Genomic DNA, 16,488 nt, shown 5'->3' with positions numbered 1-16,488 from the left:
ATTTGAAAAAAGTCCCGGAAAAGTATTTTGCCGGGACTTTTCCTTAATTACTGTCTTTCTTGGATGAATTTAACGGCATCGCCTACTGTGCGTATCTTTTCTGCCTCTTCATCGGGAATTTCTAAACCAAATTCCTCTTCCAAGGCCATTACCAGCTCAACGATATCTAAAGAATCTGCTCCCAGATCATCAACAAAAGAAGCCTCCAAGGAAACATCTGCCTCATCAACACTCAGTTGATCTACAATAATTGCTTTTACCTTATCAAAAGTTGCCAAACCATTCACCCCCTTCCGGGATATCATGCGGTTCTCTTACATCATGATACCGCCGTCAACACCAATTACCTGACCGGTAATATAGCTGCAAAAATCACTGGCTAAAAAGGCTACCAAGCTGGATACATCTTCTGGATTGCCCAAACGATTAAGGGCAATGGCAGAAGTAAGTTTCTCCTTGGCTTCGGCACTCAGGTTTTCGGTCATCTCAGTGGAAATAAAACCTGGGGCCACAGCATTAACGGTTATATTCCTTGTGCCGAGTTCCTTGGCCATGGTTTTAGTCAAACCAATTAGGCCTGCCTTTGCTGCCGCATAGTTTGCCTGTCCGGCATTTCCATATTGACCTACAACGGATGAAATATTAATGATGCGACCATAACGAGCTTTAATCATTGGTCTGGCTACAGCCTTAATAGTGTTAAAGGCTGACTTTAGGTTTACTGTCAGAACACTATCCCAATCCTCTTCTTTCATTCTCAGGATTAAGTTGTCCCGGGTAATCCCCGCGTTATTCACCAGTATGTCCACTTTCCCAAACTCATTTATTGTGGCATCAACCATACTTTGGACCTGCTGGCTATCAGATACATCGGCCTGGTACACCAGTGCCCGGCGACCCAGCTGTCTAATAGTTTCAGCAGTTTCTTCCGCTGCCTGGGCTCTACCGGCATAGTTTACTACAACATCTGCCTGGGCTCCAGCAAGGGCTAAGGCTATAGCCTTACCTATTCCCCTGGAGGCTCCAGTTACTATTGCAACTTTGCCATTCAGAAACATTTTAGCCAACCTCCTTGAACTGTGCAAGGACTTTTTCCAAGCTTGTCAAATCTTCTACGTTGCTGGTGACTATTTCCTTATTAATTTTCTTCACCAGCCCGCATAAAACCTTTCCAGGACCAAGTTCTACCATGGTAGAAATATCCTCTTGGGCCATCTTTGAAATACTGTCCTCCCAGAGAACTGCACCATAGACCTGGCGGATTAGGGACTCTTTTATGGCAGTAGAAGAAGCTAGATAATCTGCATTTACATTTGCAACAACAGGCACTTTGGGTTCAGTAAATTCAACCTGTTCCAATACCTGGGCAAGCTTTTCCCCCGCAGGACGCATTAGCTGGGAATGGAAGGGGCCACTTACTGCTAACTCTATCGCCCTTTTAGCCCCAGCCTCACGGCATAGCTCCATAGCCCTTTTCAAGGGCGCCATTTCACCGGCAATAACTATTTGCCCGGGACAGTTAAAATTCACCGGAGCCACAACACCCAGGGCTGATGCCTCCTGGCAGCAGGACACAACCTTATCCCTGGCCAGACCTAATACAGCTGCCATACCTCCCGAACCTTCCGGCGCAGCTTCCTGCATAATACGACCCCTGGACCGAACAACCTTAACAGCGTCGGCAAACCTAATTGCACCTGCAGCCACCAGGGCAGAATATTCACCCAGGCTGTGACCTGCCAGCGCCTGGGGTCTTAGGCCACATTCCTGCTGCAGCACCCTTAGGGCAGCTACACTCACCGCTAAAATAGCAGGCTGGGTATTAACTGTACTGTTTAGTTCCTCAGCAGGACCCTCAAAGCACATCCTTGTAATGCTAAAACCCAGGGAATCGTCCGCTTCTTCTAAAGTTTCACGACAAATAGAAAAATTATTATATAAATCCCGTCCCATCCCCACATACTGGGAACCCTGTCCAGGAAAGATAAATGCCACTTTAGACACTATGCTAGAACTCCCCTCTTGAAAACCTACTCATTACCTGTTCGGCCCCGGAAACAATATCTTGAATGATATCCGCAGCCGGTTCGATTTTTTTAACCATGCCGCATACCTGACCTGCCATTACGGAACCATCTTGGATGTCCCCTTCCACCATAGCCATCCTTAATCGTCCCACTCCAAGCTTCTCCAGTTCTTCCACAGGGGCACCCTGACGCTCCCTTTCCTCAAACTGTCTTGCCAGTTTATTACGGATAATCCGAACCGGATGACCGGTGGTGCGGCCCGTTACTATTGTGTCACGATCCTTTGCCTTAATAAGGATCTCTTTAACATTACTGTGGATAGTACATTCTGTAGCACACATAAACCTGGTACCCATTTGAACACCCTGGGCACCCAGGGCCAGTGCCGCCACCAGCCCCCGTCCATCATATATGCCGCCGGCGGCGATAACAGGAATATCAACTGCATCCACCACCTGGGGCACCAGGGGCAATGTGGCCAATTCTCCAATATGACCTCCAGATTCGCCACCTTCGGCTATCACCGCATCAACCCCGCCCTTGGCCATACGCTGGGCCAAGGCCACCGAGGGAATTACGGGAATAACCTTAGTGCCAATTTCCTTTAGTCCGGGTATAAACTTTCCTGGGTTACCGGCTCCGGTGGTTACTACAGGCACCCTCTCGTCCAAAATTAATTGCATTACCTGCTCCATGTAAGGAGACATCATCATTACATTCACACCAAAGGGTTTCTTGGTAAGCTTTTTTACAATGTTGATTTGTTCCTCTAGCCATTCCGGAGGAGCCTGCCCTGAGCCGATAATACCAAGTCCACCGGCCTCTGATACCGCTGCGGCTAACTCAGCTGTTGAAACCCAAGCCATTCCTCCCTGTAGTATGGGGTACTGAATGCCTAATAAATCGCACAACTTAGTCTGCAGTTTCATTTTTTCCCTCCCTTAACTCCACTTGAGAACAATTCCCCCTGAAGTTAATCCAGCACCAAAAGCAACCATCAGGATATTGTCTCCCTTTTTAATACGCCCAGATTTTACAGCCTCATCCAAGGCCAAAGGAATGGATGCACTGGAGGTATTGCCAAGGCGGTCCACATTTACTACAACCTTGTCCATAGGTAAATTTAGCTTCTTTGCTGCGTGTTCTATAATTCGTATATTTGCCTGATGCGGAATTAACAAATCAATGTCCGAAAGCTCCAAGCCCGCTAGTTTAACCATTTTCAGAGCTTCCTCTTCCATAACACGAACGGCATAACGGAATACTTCCTTACCGTTCATGTGCACATAATGTAGTTTTTGTTCTAGTGTTAACGGACTGGCTGGAATCCTAGCTCCTCCGGCAGGTACCAGCAAATGCTCCCAGCCGGCTCCCTCGGCGGCCAACTTGCTGGCCAGTACCCCTTCACCCTGTTCCACTGGACCCAGCACCACTGCTCCGGACCCATCTCCAAAAAGCACCGAAGTATTGCGGTCTTCCCAATTAATAATCTTTGATAATGTTTCTGAGCCAACCACTAAAATCCTTTTCATTGCACCGGTGGCAATGAACTGAGCCGCGATGGTAACAGAATAAACAAAACCGGTACAACCAGCTTCTAAGTCAAAGGCTGCAGCATTGACGGCACCCAATTTATCTTGAACGATACAGGCACTGGCAGGTATGATCATATCCTTTGAGCAGGTGGTAAGTATAATAAGATCTAATTCTTCAGGCTTTACTCCGGCATTCTCTAATGCCTTCCAGGAAGCCTTAATAGCCAACCCAGCCGTTGTATCATTTGGTTCCGCTATTCTTCTCTCCTTTATTCCGGTACGGGAAGTAATCCACTCATCGCTGGTATCCATCATTTTTTCAAGGTCTTTATTTGTCACAATCTTATCAGGAACATAACTACCAACGCCTATGATTCCCGCCTGAATAAGGTGTTTGGGCATATTACTCGTCTACCCCCTTAACGACATCATTTTCCAAGCTCTCCTTGATGGCCGGCACGAGACCTTGCTCAACGGTTTCCTTTGCCACCCTGATGGCATTTTTTATCGCCCTGGCCCTTGAACTGCCATGGCATATTACAGATACACCGTTAACCCCCAGCAAGGGTGCTCCGCCGTATTCAGCATAATCCATGCGCCGTTTAAAGCCGCTCATAATATGCATACATCTTTCTCGCCCAATTACATCTTCAAGTCTACCCAGTTCCTGCTGAAACATCCCCAGCAATCCAATGGCAAAGCCTTCTGCTGCTTTAAGCACCACATTGCCTACAAAGCCATCACAAACAGCAACGTCACTGCCGGCCAAGAACAAATCCCTGCCTTCAACATTACCAATAAAATTAAGCTTGGCATCCTTCAATAGTTTGTGAGTGGTTAAAGTCAGCTCATTACCCTTGGTCTCTTCAGACCCAATGTTTAAAAGCCCAACCCTGGGGTTGGGAAGACCCAATACCTTTTCAGCATAAAGGGAACCCATTACGGCAAACTGCATTAAATGCTGGGGTTTACAATCCACATTGGCACCAACGTCTAAAAGCACCACAACTCCTTTTGCCGAAGGCATCAGGGTACTAATGGCCGGGCGGTCAACTCCGGCAATTCTTCCTAATATAAATAAGGAGGAGGCCATTTGAGCACCTGTGCTGCCTGCCGAAACTACGGCTTGGGCCACCCCTTCCTTCACCAATTGGGTGGCAACAACGATAGATGAATTCTTTTTCTTGCGAATGGCACTAACCGGGTGTTCTCCCATGCCAACCACTTCAGAGGCATGCACAATACTTATTAGTCCACCGGCGTCATCACCATCAAGCTCTTTAACAATCCTATCCTGGTCCCCAACCAGAATAATGCTCACACCTAGTTCCTGGGCGGCATCTCTGGCACCCCGGACAATCTCCATCGGGGCGTGATCGCCACCCATGGCATCTACTGCTATTTTCATTTTAATTATCCTCCTTATGCAGGACAAATACAGTAAACGCTGACTCAAGTACTGTCTGATCCAATACTGTAGATTTTACCTCAACCTTATACCTATTATCATTGTAACCAGTAATATCTGCCCTTGCTACCACCTTATCTCCAGCCTTTACCGGCTGCTTAAATTGCACCCTGGCTGAACCTGTTAAGGCTATTTCGGCATCAATGATAGCTATAGCCAGTGAATTAGCCTGGGCAAATAAGTGGTGACCCCTAGCCACCAAGTTTTTTCGGAAAGCCATCTCAGGGGTAATATTTAACATTGAAATTCCATAACAGCCAACTTCAATGTCCAGAAGCTCCCCGAACAGCTCATCACTTCCCAAAGACTTTACCGGGGAATCGCCCTGCAGGGCGGTTTTCATCCTTTCCCTTAACTCAGGGATATTCAACTCAGAGCGATCTAAGCGAATGGTTTGAATGCTTACCCCTAATACCCCGGCTAGGTCCTCATCTTTAAGAAGAGGATTATTGGCTAAGTATTTGGTTAGTTTTTTTTGCCTTTGGCTTTTACCGTTGGTTCCTCTTGCCATTTTAATCACCAATAGTTTTTAGTACCTGGTACTAATTATAACCACAAAATTCATCTAGCGCAAACATTTTTCAATATTTCTTCCAAAAAAAGTAAAAACCCTTTCACAAGGAAAGGGCTCATAACTTTATTTAGTAATTATTTTGTAGCAGCAACAACTTCGCGATTCTTGTAGTAACCGCATTCAGGGCACAAATGATGCGGTTGGATTAATGCACGACACTGCGGGCAAGCCACCAGGCTGGGGGCTTCCAGTTTCATGTTCATAGCTCGGCGCTGTCTTCCCCGATGCTTTGCAAGTCTTCTTTTTGGTACACCCATTTTCTACACCCCCTTTAAAAAGTCAAACAACTTTATTGTTGTAATTTTTTAAGAATGGCTAGTCTGGGGTCAATATTATCCCCCTGACAATCACAGCGGTTATGATTTAAATTAATCCCACACTGGGAACAGAGTCCCTGGCAGTCTTCCGAACATACCAAGCGCATGGGTAATTCCATCAATAAAGCTTTCATAACTTCCGGTCTAATATCTATCAAATCCCCGGTAAAATTATGTATCTCGGATTCATCATCCTTATTTTGTATTTCTACCGAAGCATATTTTTCTTCCAGCTGGGCTGAAAGCTTCTGTTTATAGGGTTCTAAACAATTTACACAGGTAGTTTGTACCTCTGCCCTTGCTGCCCCTTTAACAGAAAAGATATTGTTTTGATAAGATATTTCCCCCGTTACATGAACGGGCCCAACGAAGTTTATTTCCTGCCCGCCGAAGCTGATACTAGCAAGGTCATTTGTGACATCAAATTGGATTGTGTCACCCGGCGCATTCTTTAATTTAAGTATGTTTATGTTCATCCGTTAATACACCTCAATGTTTAACAAAATTCATTATATAAAGCAGTCAATTATTTGTCAAGGAGAATTACTGTATATAGGCTGCTCTATCTCAAATGCTGGTCTAAATGCCTGTCTTTCCCTTTATATATAAGTTAGTAACATTAAATCTTGGGGTGATTTTTTGCTAGGACATTTCTTAACCTATAAATTAAAACTAAAAAACCAACCCTTAGCTTCCCTGGTCTGGACCTGCCTTGCTATTGTTTTTGTCCTGGTTATGGTAATTAATCCCAAGGTAGTATTTGACGGGGCGCGAAGTGGTCTAGGTGCCTGGTGGAATATTGTTTTCCCGGCCCTGCTCCCCTTTTTCATTGTGGCAGAAATATTAATGAAGCTGGGCTTAGTCAAATTTATCGGTGTTCTCTTGGAGCCCATCATGCGGCCTGTATTTAATGTGCCAGGAACAGGTGCCTTTGTATTGGTCATTGGCTTTACCAGCGGCTTCCCCATTGGCAGTATGATCACTGCCAACCTCCGGCAGCAAAACCTGTGCACCAGGGTAGAGGCGGAGCGCTTAATGAGCTTTACCAATAACTCCAGCCCCCTATTTATGTTGTCTGCAGTGGCCGTGGGAATGTTTGGTCGGCCGGAACTGGGTGTTGTCATAGCTGGTTCCCACTACCTGGCAAATATCCTGTTAGGTCTAATCCTGCGTTTCTATGGTCGACATGACAGGGAACACCTTAATAGAAGTTCTTCCCCTTGGTCCATAAGACAGGCCTTGCGGGAGTTACTTCAACACCATAGAAATCACAAACAGCCCCTCGGACAGTTATTAGGCGAAGCGGTGGCTTCCTCTATAACAAAGTTAATAAATATTGGCGGCTTTATTATCTTATTTGCAGTTATCATTAAACTCCTTGACTATGCAGGAATTATAAAATCCATTGCATCAGTCCTGGGTATATTATTAATGCCCTTTGGCTTCCCCCCAGATATTCTCTCTGCCTTGGCCAGCGGGGGATTAGAAATGACCATAGGTACAAAACTTGCCTCAGAGGCCTCGGCATCTGAGCTGCATCGACTTATGGCGGTGGCCATGATCCTCGGTTGGAGCGGACTTTCCATCCATGCCCAGGTGGCCAGTATGATTGCCAAAACCGATATTCGCATGGGTATGTTTGTGGTCACCCGATTAGCCCATGCGCTGCTGGCCTCCTTTTTTACCTGGCTTTTTTACAAGCCGGTGGAAGCAAGCAAGGAAATAGCTCTACCCGCCTTGTCACCGGTGGTAGAATTATTATCTCACTGGACACCTGTAACTGTAGGCTACTCCCTTTTAGCAGCATTTTTATTGCTGCTGCTCCTGATGATAATTGCCCTAGTCTACCGGCTTATCAGACATATAAAAAGAATTATCATTAATTAAGTGTTTCTCGTTATATTTTTCTCAATGAAAAAAGGTATTAGGTGACTGGCCGTGGAAAAAATACAATATACAATAGGTGTAATTTCCAAAATAAAGCAAAATGCCTTATGCAGTTAAGGTAGGGAAGGTGAGTTCAGTGGCGGACTTAACACCATTATTTAATCCCAAATCAGTGGCCATTATCGGTGCCTCAAACAATCCCGAAAAAATTGGCAATGTCATTGTCAAAAATATCAAAGAGTGCGGTTTTTCAGGTCAAATTTATCCTGTCAATCCAAAGGAAAAGGAGATTGAAGGGTACACCTGTTTTACTAATTTGAGTGAAATACCTGAAAAGCCTGACCTGGCAGTGATATGCGTACCGGCTAAGCATTGCTCCAACATTATGGAGGAATGCGGCAAGCTTGGCATTAAAGCTGCTGTTGTTATAACCGCTGGTTTTAAAGAAATAGGTCCCGCTGGTTTGGAGATGGAAAAAAGACTAGTTAGTATTTCAAACCGATACGGCATTAAAATGGTTGGCCCCAACTGTGTTGGTATTATGGACACCCACATTCCTTTAAACGCTTCATTTTCTGCCGGGTTCCCCCAAAAGGGCGATATTGCCTTCATTTCCCAGAGCGGTGCTATGTTGGTCTCGATTATGGATTGGTCCCGTTCTGCAGGCCTTGGCTTTAGCAGGGTAATCAGTCTCGGTAATAAGGCGGTCCTGGACGAGGCAGATTTTATTGATGCTATAGCTGATGACCCTGTTACTAAGGTTATTCTTTGTTATATTGAAGATGTGCATAACGGAAAACATTTTTTAGAGGCGGCATCTAGGGCCTCTAAGAAAAAGCCGGTTATCGTGCTCAAATCAGGTACAAGCCAGGCAGGTGCCCAGGCAGCATCCTCCCATACAGGTGCGCTGGCCGGCAGCGACCTGGCCTATGAAACCGCCTTTACCCAGGCAGGTATCATCAGAGCCCGCAGCATGACTGAGCTTTTTGACCTGGCCACATGTTTTTCCTACCAGCCCTTACCCCAGGGCGACCGTATAGCCATAGTTACAAACGCTGGGGGACCAGGAATTGTTACAGCTGATGCCATTGAAAATTCTAATTTAACTATGGCCCGTTTCGATAAAGGAACATTGGATTTATTCAGGGAGAAGCTGCCCCCGGAGGCCAATATATATAACCCCGTTGATGTACTTGGTGATGCCAAGTCAGATCGCTATAGGTTTGCCATAGAAACCGTTCTAAAGGACCCCCACGTTGACAGTGTGGTGGTGCTGGTATGTCCTACAGCAGTAACAGATGCGGAAAATATTGCCCGGCAAATTATAGATCTACACGAAAAATACCCTGACAAGCCCATATTCGCAGCCTACATGGGCGGAGTAGTGCTGGCGGAAGGGTCCAAGCTATTGACCAAAGCAAAAATTCCTGTCTTCACCTTTCCCGAGCCGGCCATTTATTCCATAGCGGGAATGAATAAATATGTTCGTTCCTTCAATGACGAGCGAGAGGCTGGGGACCTGGATTTCGACGATATTGATCGCAACAGGGTTAAGGCCATCTTCTATGACGTTATTCGGGACAGGCGCAGTGTTTTACTGGGCAGCGAGGCCGCAGCCGTGGCTGAGGCCTACGGTATTTCAGCAGCCCCGATTAAATTGGCTACCTACCCGGAAGAAGCAGTTGACCTGGCCGAAGAGTTGGGTTACCCGGTGGTGCTAAAGGTTGCTTCCCCTAAAATTATGCATAAGACCGATGTGGGTGGAGTGAAAATTGCACTGAATACTGCGGATCAAGTCCGCAACGCCTTTATAGAAATAATGGAAAACGTCCAGCGCTACCTGCCCAATGTAATTCCCCATGGCATTGAAGTAAGTAAAATGATGCCCCGGGGTACTGAATTAATCGTTGGCATGACCAGGGATGTTCAGTTTGGCCCCCTTATTGCCTTTGGCCTGGGTGGTATCTATGTCAACCTACTTAAGGATGTATCCTTCCGTCTGGCCAAGGGACTGACCAGAAACGAAATAACCACCATGATTTCCGAAACCAAGGCATATACTCTATTAAGAGGATATCGGGGCGAAAAACCGGCAGATCTGGTTAGTATAATAGAAATGGTGGCCAGAGCAGCTTTATTGGTCAATGACTTTCAAGAGATCAATGAAATGGATATAAACCCGGTCTTTGCTTACAAGGATGGCTATTCAGCCTTAGATATAAAGATAACCATAGATATTTAATATAAATATTAAACAGTGAGGTGTTACCAGTGAAAAGCCTGTATATTATGGGTTCGGCAGGCAGTGGTAAAACAGTTATGGCCGTTGGCCTTGCTCAAAAATTTCAGCAGGAGGGTTACAGGGTATCCTATTTCAAGCCGGTGGGTGCTTCCACCGCTGCAGGAAAGGCGGACGAAGACGCTGTCCTAATGAAAGAACTCCTTGGGATGGATGTATCCCTGGAAACCATTGTCCCCACCATGTCCAGCCCCTTCTATCTATCCCGGGGGAACCAATCTGCTCAAATGCTGGAAGCCATTGATACTGCCTATGATAAGATTAAATCCACTTCTGATATCGTCATTGTGGACAGTGCCATTTTTCCACATATTTTAGGGACCATCGGTTTAGATGCCCCTTCCCTGGCAAATAGGCTTAATTCCAGTGTGCTATACCTGATTAACATTAAAAATGATTACAGCTTGGATCAATCCGTCTATTTTTATAACTATCTCAGCCAGCGGGGCGTTCCTGTGCTGGGTAACATTTTCACCCATGTGCCAAGACCCATCCAAGCAAAAATAGAGGGTGTTTACAAGCCCCTATTAAGTGAAATGGGCTTCCACACCCTGGGCATCGTACCTAAAATCAGCGAACTATCCTCCCCTTCCGTTGCCCAGGTTTATGAGCTCCTTGGCGGGGAACTCCTTACCGGCGAACAAAACCTGGATCTCCTGGTGGAGGATGTAATGGTAGGTGCCATGACCATAGAAAGTGCCCTGGGCTTTATGCGCAGGACAAATAACAAAATCTTCATCACAGGTGGTGACCGGGCAGACATGGCCCTGGCTGCCTTGGAAACCAGCACCTCTGCCATCATCCTCACCGGCGGTCTTTACCCCGACATAAAGGTTATCAGCCGGGCGGTGGAAAAGGGAGTCCCGGTGCTGCTGGTTCATTATGACACCTACGCTGCCATTGAAAGGCTCAGTGAGCTTTCCGGTCGCATATCCATCAAGGATAAGGACAGTATCAACAAAGCCAAGGAAAATATTGAACGCTTCTGCGATTGGCAAACTATCTTAAATAGTCTTAAATAAACAAAATGTTAAAGGGTTGTACTGAGATATTTGTCCAGCACAACCCTTTATGATTGAAAACAAATACTGGCTGAGTTTTTCAGCCAGTTAGTTAGTCAAATTATTTCCTTAGTTCTTCTCGACCTTGTTGGATCTCACTTAAAATCTTACCCAGCTTATCTTCCATTTGTTCTAAAATTTCGTCAGCATATTCCCTGGCACCTTGACGAATTTGGGCAGCAACTTCCTCAGACTTTTTGATAGTTTCCTCAGCTAACTTTTCTGCCTGCCTGACTATTTCACTATCGTCTGCCCGCTTCTCAATTTCCCGGGTTACATCTTCCAACATACGCTGGGCTTCTTTCTTGGACTCAGAGAGTACCTTATCCCTTTCCTTAACCAGCCACTTTGCCTGGCGAACTTCTTCCGGAAGAGAGGTGCGAATACGGTCAAGGTAGTCTAGAATTCTATTTTCATCTACCATGATCCGTTTGGTCATTGGCACCTTGGGGCTCTCCTCAATGAGTTCCTCCAGCTCATTCAGGACGTTAAAGAGCTCCACCGTCTATCCCTCCTTGACTATTTCACATAGCCATATTTTTGTCGTAATTCCTTTATTACCAGCTCTGGCACCAGAGCACTGAGGCACCCATCATAGGAGGCCACTTCCTTGACAATGCTTGAACTGATAAATGAGTATTCTGATCTTGTCATGAGATATACCGTTTCTATTTCAGGGGCCAGCTTTTTGTTGGTCAGGGCATAGACAAATTCACTTTCAAAATCGGTGATAGCCCTAAGACCCCTGACTATGACATGGGCACCCTGCTTCAAAGCATAATTAACTGTTAAACCGTCAAAGGAATCTACAATAACATTAGGGTACTTCTCTAAAATTTTCTCCAACATCTCCACCCTCTCTTCCACAGTAAAGAGAGGCTGTATTTTTTTTGAGTTTCTTGCCACAGACACAATCAACTTGTCAAATAACGAGGCGGCCCGCTCAATCACATCCAAGTGGCCGTTTGTTATTGGATCAAAGCTACCGGGATATATCCCTATTTTCATATATCTGCCTCCTCAGATGTCATGTCTATAAAATGTCAAAGCCGTATCTCCATATCTTTCACGCCTGTATACCATAAGTTGTCCCACCCGCTCAGGAGGCAGATCACACTTATTACTCTCCACCACCACTATTCCTCCAACATTTAACAGACCATTTCCCTGAATTTTTTCAAGGCTGGGTACTTCAAAACCTTTTTTGTAGGGAGGATCAATAAAAATCAAATCAAAGTTCTCTTTTCTTTCTCCTAATAGCTTTATTGCCTTGGCAGCATCAAGGTTTAAAACCTCTGCACATTCGGATAAACCGCATAGCTTGATATTGCTAATTATAACTGCTGCGCTGCTGCGATCCTTTTCCACCAACACTGCCCTAGCGGCTCCCCGGCTCAAAGCCTCGATGGCAACGGCTCCCGTGCCGCTGAACAGGTCTAGAAAGCTGCTTTCCGGCACCTGGGCTGAAAGAATATTAAACAGCGCCTCTCTAACTCTATCTGAAGTAGGTCTTGTGGACATACCCTTTGGGCTTTTAAGTCTACGGCCCCTTGAAGTACCAGCAATTATTCGCAATCCTGAGATTCCCTTCCTTAAATGGTCTTCATTGCCTAAAACTAATTATAGCATATGGCGACAAAAAAATCGATTTCAAGTTAAATCCCCAATTTGAATAAATGGCCTTTGGAGGGAACAGGATATAAAGAAGTTCATATGCCAAATATTCTACAGGAGGGTTCAACCTTGGACTTAAATTTCTTTAAAAACAATAACATAAACATTGACCTGGCCATAGAGGCCCAGGAAATAGTCCGGGGCAAGACCGGGCAGGAAATTCCCGGCTGTGCCATGGATAAGGAAACCTATACAAATGCCACGGTAACTATCGTGCGTATTCAAGAGCAGTACGCTGTGGAAATCATGGGTAAGCCCGTTGGCAACTACGTCACCATAGAGGCCCCGGCAATTAGGGAAAATAACAAACAGGTTCACCAGGACATAGCAGAAATCCTAGGAAAGCAGCTTGCCAGCCTATTTAACCTGCCGGAGCATGCCAATGTACTTGTGGTTGGTCTAGGTAACTGGAACGCCACCCCCGATGCCCTTGGACCTAAGGCAGTGGGTATGACCCTAGTGACCAGGCATATGTATAACTACGCACCGGAAGAAATCAGAGGCGGCATGCGCTCTGTCAGTGCCCTATCCCCAGGAGTTCTGGGCATCACAGGCATTGAGACTGCAGAAATTATCAAAGGTGTAGTTGATAAGGTCAAGCCCGAATTAATCATAGCCGTGGATGCCTTGGCCTCCAGGGCTGTGGAACGCATCGGCACCACCATCCAATTGGCCGACACAGGCATTAGCCCCGGCTCCGGTATTGGTAATAAGCGGGCCGGTATCAATGAGGAAACCATGGGTGTGCCGGTTATTGCCATAGGTGTGCCAACGGTTGTCCCGGCAGCCATCATAGCCGGCGAGGCCATAGATCGCCTAATCCAGCAAACCAGCAATCACCCGAATCTACAGTCTGCCCAGCAGGATATGAACACAGAGGCCTTTCAAAGCATTGTAAATGAAATTATGCAGCCCTATACCGCGGGGCAATTAATGGTTACCCCAAAGGAGATAGACGTTTTAATTGAAAACACCGCTAAAATCATTGCCGGTGGTATCTCCTTAGCCCTGCACCCTGCTATCTCTGCCGAGGAATTCACTACCTACCTGCATTAATTTTATACCTTCGGATTAAACCGGGCAAAATTACCGTGATCGGTTTTAGTAAGGGCATCGGCACCTGTGGTAGGCTGGGTAAGCCCCACCTTATCACCTTCATCAACAAAGCCGATGCCCTGGGCTACTTCAAAACGAAGACTGTTAGTATCCTGTTTAAGGACTAATTTCTCCCTTTTCCTGTTATTTTTCATTTTTACACCTCCTAAGCATATTATCTGGCTCAAGACATTCTTAATACCAAGCAAATCTTAGGAGTCTTTTTATACTTATCCAAATGCATTCCTAGGACAAATTTATTAATTTTTCTATAGCCTGCTCTTCCTCAGGCAAGAAAAAAATATTTTTCCCCTTATTACTCTCATAAATAAAATCCTTTAAACTATTACTATCATATATTGAAAAGTCACCAACAATGGCAAGTTTTACCTGATAGTTGATAAACTTTTGTAATATTTCCCCTGCAAGTCTTGTATTTAGATGAAAAAACTCTTCACAAATTGCTGATTTATTAATAATAATTGCCTCACAGCCTGATTCATACCTTACTGTGGCCATAAAATCCAAGGCCGATTGAACATCCGTGATTAGTACTTCATTGGTATTTACAATAGCAATTTCAATACCATTCTCTTTTATCGTAGTAATATTCATCCTTCATCCTCCAACTTCTCAGTAGTATTTATTAAATAATTTTTACAATTGTGCAGGGCATGCTCCTGTGAAGCAGCCTCATTAACCTGATTCTCAGATTTTAAGTACTCTTTTCCCCATTCACATAATGAGCCCAAAATAGGAGTTAGTTTGACCCCCAATGGTGTAAGGGAATATTCTACCTTTGGTGGTACCTGGGCGTATACTTTTCTGGTAATTAGTCCGTCTCTTTCCATTTCCCTTAGCTGCTGGGTAAGCATCTTTTGTGTGAGCTTTGGATTAATTCTATTTAATTCACTAAATCTCATTATTTTATTATTTGAAAGATACCATAGCAAAAGACTTTTCCACTTACCTCCAATTAAATCAAGTGTCAGCTCCATTGAGCATTGGTACTCTTTGTTCCTAAATTTAATCACCTGTGCTCCTCCTAACAAATGAATCCCAACATAGTTACTTTTTGTATAGTATATAACTTTTTATTCACTATCAAACTTAAAGGTGCATAATTGTTAGTTTGAAATATACTATTTATTATTATATCATAGGATTATTAAAATGAATTGGGAGGCTCCGGGATGAATATTTCTAACATAGAAAGTAATAGAATCAACGTTAATCAAGTAATTGAGGCACTTAACAAAAACAATTTTAATGCTAAGTATTGTGCAACCGAGGAAACTGCCATAAATGAGGTCATATCACTTACTCCCGCTAATTCAACCGTTGGTATGGGTGGTTCATTTACTGTACAGCAGTTAGGGTTATCTGAAATCTTAGCAGACAGGGGTTGCCAAGTTTTAGACCACAATAAGCCTGGCCTAAGTCCGGAGGAAGCCCTTGAGCTTCGACGTCGCCAATTGGTATGTGATGTCTTTCTTACCGGCACTAACGCCGTTACCCTTGACGGTCAAATAGTAAACAGGGATGGAATTGGCAACCGGGTTGCAGCTATGATATTTGGACCAAAAAGGGTCATTATAATCGTTGGTATAAATAAAATTGTTAGCAATGTTGATGAGGCCATTAAAAGAATAGAAACCATTGCTGCACCAATGAATAACAAAAGACTAAATAAGGCTAATCCCTGTATAAAAACCGGTCAATGCATGAATTGCCAGGGACCTTCAAGAATATGCAACGTTACAACCATTTTAAGCAAAAAGCCAATGCTTACAGATACCCACATTATTATTGTTGGTAATGAGCTAGGCTTTTAAATCGGTAAAACAGTTCTTATATCTCTAGTGTTGAATTCCTATCACTTAGAAGAGTGTACGCCACACAATTATTAATGTGTGGCGTATTCTTATGTGCTAACATAGGCTGTGGCTCAAATGGCTTCTTCTGCATAATGTAGCTGGCAATTTGTTAAAATATATAAAAATTTGTAAAGAAGGGTATGTAAAATGGGACACTTACTATTATGGTTATTATTAATTGCACCCTGGTTTTTGCTAATTCCACTTGATTCACGACGAGTAAAACGATTCTTAGCAGTTGCTTTCTTCACTACAATTATAGATACAATTTATTTTCAAGTGGCTCAAGTATTAAATTGGTGGACAATAACAGACAATGTATTCTTTCTGACACATGTTTCTGCTTTTACATATGGCTTTCTTCCTGTGGCTACCATCCTGGTATTTTATTATACCTATCCAAATCTATTGCTATTTTCCGGGGTAAATATAGCTCTTCAGGCACTGCAAGCATTTATAGTTAGCCCCATGATCTTTGAGCAGCTTGGCCTCTACCGTATGCATATGAGTAGTTTTGCTTTTTTTACTTTGCTCCTAAGTCATATACCCATTATCTATATCTTTCAAAAATGGTATGAAAATGCTTATATCGAGGACACTGAAACCGAATCACCTGATAGGATACCAAATTGGTTAAGATTCAAACAAAAAATAAGATAAATGGAGTAAGCTTA

The 16,488-nt window shown here is 44.4% G+C and carries 21 protein-coding genes; 6 read left to right on the top strand and 15 right to left on the bottom strand.

The genetic code is table 11. From position 1 onward, the window contains the following. Nucleotides 1-47 precede the first annotated feature (47 nt). The 9 genes from acpP to P6N53_RS07995 form a co-directional block, all read right to left on the bottom strand. Entirely contained in the window at nucleotides 48-278 is a 231-nt protein-coding gene (gene acpP, locus P6N53_RS08035) for an acyl carrier protein (RefSeq protein ID WP_304542321.1), read from the bottom strand. Nucleotides 279-314: 36 nt separating this feature from the next. Next, on the bottom strand, nucleotides 315-1,058 hold the full coding sequence (fabG, locus tag P6N53_RS08030) for a 3-oxoacyl-[acyl-carrier-protein] reductase (protein ID WP_304542320.1): 744 nt from the start codon (nucleotides 1,056-1,058) through the stop codon (nucleotides 315-317). A gap of 1 nt (nucleotide 1,059) precedes the next feature. After that, nucleotides 1,060-2,004 (bottom strand): ACP S-malonyltransferase, encoded by a 945-nt coding sequence (gene fabD, locus P6N53_RS08025; protein ID WP_304542319.1) that lies wholly within the window; start codon nucleotides 2,002-2,004, stop codon nucleotides 1,060-1,062. Between the two features lie 4 nt (nucleotides 2,005-2,008). Continuing rightward, nucleotides 2,009-2,956: an enoyl-[acyl-carrier-protein] reductase FabK gene (gene fabK, locus P6N53_RS08020; protein WP_304542318.1), complete on the bottom strand. Its 948-nt coding sequence runs from the start codon at nucleotides 2,954-2,956 to the stop codon at nucleotides 2,009-2,011. 12 nt (nucleotides 2,957-2,968) lie between these two features. After that, complete coding sequence (locus P6N53_RS08015) at nucleotides 2,969-3,964, bottom strand: beta-ketoacyl-ACP synthase III (RefSeq protein ID WP_304542317.1); 996 nt, start codon at nucleotides 3,962-3,964, stop codon at nucleotides 2,969-2,971. A gap of 1 nt (nucleotide 3,965) precedes the next feature. After that, the gene (plsX, locus tag P6N53_RS08010) at nucleotides 3,966-4,970 is read right to left on the bottom strand and encodes a phosphate acyltransferase PlsX (RefSeq protein ID WP_304542316.1); all 1,005 of its coding nucleotides are present in this window, start codon (nucleotides 4,968-4,970) and stop codon (nucleotides 3,966-3,968) included. Between the two features lies 1 nt (nucleotide 4,971). Further along, entirely contained in the window at nucleotides 4,972-5,541 is a 570-nt protein-coding gene (fapR, locus tag P6N53_RS08005) for a transcription factor FapR (protein ID WP_304542315.1), read from the bottom strand. Nucleotides 5,542-5,678: 137 nt separating this feature from the next. Next, the gene (gene rpmF, locus P6N53_RS08000) at nucleotides 5,679-5,861 is read right to left on the bottom strand and encodes a 50S ribosomal protein L32 (RefSeq protein WP_304542314.1); all 183 of its coding nucleotides are present in this window, start codon (nucleotides 5,859-5,861) and stop codon (nucleotides 5,679-5,681) included. A gap of 32 nt (nucleotides 5,862-5,893) precedes the next feature. Further along, nucleotides 5,894-6,397, bottom strand: coding sequence for a YceD family protein (locus P6N53_RS07995; protein ID WP_304542313.1), 504 nt, complete (start codon nucleotides 6,395-6,397; stop codon nucleotides 5,894-5,896). Between the two features lie 163 nt (nucleotides 6,398-6,560). Here P6N53_RS07995 and spoVV point away from each other — a divergent pair, with 163 nt between their 5' ends. From spoVV to P6N53_RS07980, 3 genes are all read left to right on the top strand, one after another. After that, complete coding sequence (gene spoVV / locus P6N53_RS07990; protein ID WP_304542312.1) at nucleotides 6,561-7,808, top strand: dipicolinic acid transporter SpoVV; 1,248 nt, start codon at nucleotides 6,561-6,563, stop codon at nucleotides 7,806-7,808. A gap of 136 nt (nucleotides 7,809-7,944) precedes the next feature. Beyond that, on the top strand, nucleotides 7,945-10,050 hold the full coding sequence (acs, locus tag P6N53_RS07985; RefSeq protein WP_304542311.1) for an acetate--CoA ligase alpha subunit: 2,106 nt from the start codon (nucleotides 7,945-7,947) through the stop codon (nucleotides 10,048-10,050). Nucleotides 10,051-10,079: 29 nt separating this feature from the next. After that, complete coding sequence (locus P6N53_RS07980) at nucleotides 10,080-11,129, top strand: phosphotransacetylase family protein (protein ID WP_304542310.1); 1,050 nt, start codon at nucleotides 10,080-10,082, stop codon at nucleotides 11,127-11,129. A gap of 100 nt (nucleotides 11,130-11,229) precedes the next feature. Here the strand turns inward: P6N53_RS07980 and P6N53_RS07975 are convergent, their stop codons facing one another. Genes P6N53_RS07975 through rsmD form a run of 3 tightly spaced genes read right to left on the bottom strand, consistent with a single transcriptional unit; the run spans nucleotide 11,230 to nucleotide 12,752 of the window. Further along, nucleotides 11,230-11,670: an ATPase gene (locus P6N53_RS07975; protein ID WP_304542309.1), complete on the bottom strand. Its 441-nt coding sequence runs from the start codon at nucleotides 11,668-11,670 to the stop codon at nucleotides 11,230-11,232. Between the two features lie 17 nt (nucleotides 11,671-11,687). Beyond that, nucleotides 11,688-12,176, bottom strand: a complete 489-nt coding sequence (gene coaD / locus P6N53_RS07970) for a pantetheine-phosphate adenylyltransferase (RefSeq protein WP_304542308.1) — start codon at nucleotides 12,174-12,176, stop codon at nucleotides 11,688-11,690. 12 nt (nucleotides 12,177-12,188) lie between these two features. Continuing rightward, nucleotides 12,189-12,752, bottom strand: coding sequence for a 16S rRNA (guanine(966)-N(2))-methyltransferase RsmD (gene rsmD, locus P6N53_RS07965; RefSeq protein ID WP_304542389.1), 564 nt, complete (start codon nucleotides 12,750-12,752; stop codon nucleotides 12,189-12,191). Nucleotides 12,753-12,911: 159 nt separating this feature from the next. Here rsmD and gpr point away from each other — a divergent pair, with 159 nt between their 5' ends. Further along, a complete protein-coding gene (gpr, locus tag P6N53_RS07960) occupies nucleotides 12,912-13,898 on the top strand; it encodes a GPR endopeptidase (RefSeq protein ID WP_304542307.1) in 987 nt (328 codons plus the stop codon). 2 nt (nucleotides 13,899-13,900) lie between these two features. Here the strand turns inward: gpr and P6N53_RS07955 are convergent, their stop codons facing one another. From P6N53_RS07955 to P6N53_RS07945, 3 genes are all read right to left on the bottom strand, one after another. Then, nucleotides 13,901-14,092 (bottom strand): hypothetical protein, encoded by a 192-nt coding sequence (locus P6N53_RS07955; protein WP_304542306.1) that lies wholly within the window; start codon nucleotides 14,090-14,092, stop codon nucleotides 13,901-13,903. 91 nt (nucleotides 14,093-14,183) lie between these two features. Beyond that, the gene (locus P6N53_RS07950) at nucleotides 14,184-14,552 is read right to left on the bottom strand and encodes a DUF4180 domain-containing protein (RefSeq protein WP_304542305.1); all 369 of its coding nucleotides are present in this window, start codon (nucleotides 14,550-14,552) and stop codon (nucleotides 14,184-14,186) included. Further along, nucleotides 14,549-14,989 (bottom strand): winged helix-turn-helix transcriptional regulator, encoded by a 441-nt coding sequence (locus P6N53_RS07945; protein WP_373323023.1) that lies wholly within the window; start codon nucleotides 14,987-14,989, stop codon nucleotides 14,549-14,551. The genes P6N53_RS07950 and P6N53_RS07945 overlap by 4 nt, the downstream gene beginning before the upstream one ends. A 141-nt stretch (nucleotides 14,990-15,130) precedes the next feature. Here P6N53_RS07945 and P6N53_RS07940 point away from each other — a divergent pair, with 141 nt between their 5' ends. Then, a complete protein-coding gene (locus P6N53_RS07940) occupies nucleotides 15,131-15,772 on the top strand; it encodes a lactate utilization protein (RefSeq protein WP_304542304.1) in 642 nt (213 codons plus the stop codon). A 189-nt stretch (nucleotides 15,773-15,961) separates the two neighbouring features. Further along, complete coding sequence (locus tag P6N53_RS07935) at nucleotides 15,962-16,474, top strand: hypothetical protein (protein ID WP_304542303.1); 513 nt, start codon at nucleotides 15,962-15,964, stop codon at nucleotides 16,472-16,474. The last annotated feature ends 14 nt before the right edge of the window (nucleotides 16,475-16,488 follow it).

It is taken from the genome of Desulforamulus aquiferis (assembly GCF_030577015.1).
GTDB classification, from domain to species: domain Bacteria; phylum Bacillota; class Desulfotomaculia; order Desulfotomaculales; family Desulfotomaculaceae; genus Desulfotomaculum; species Desulfotomaculum aquiferis.
This window is presented reverse-complemented; position numbering and strand designations above follow the sequence as displayed.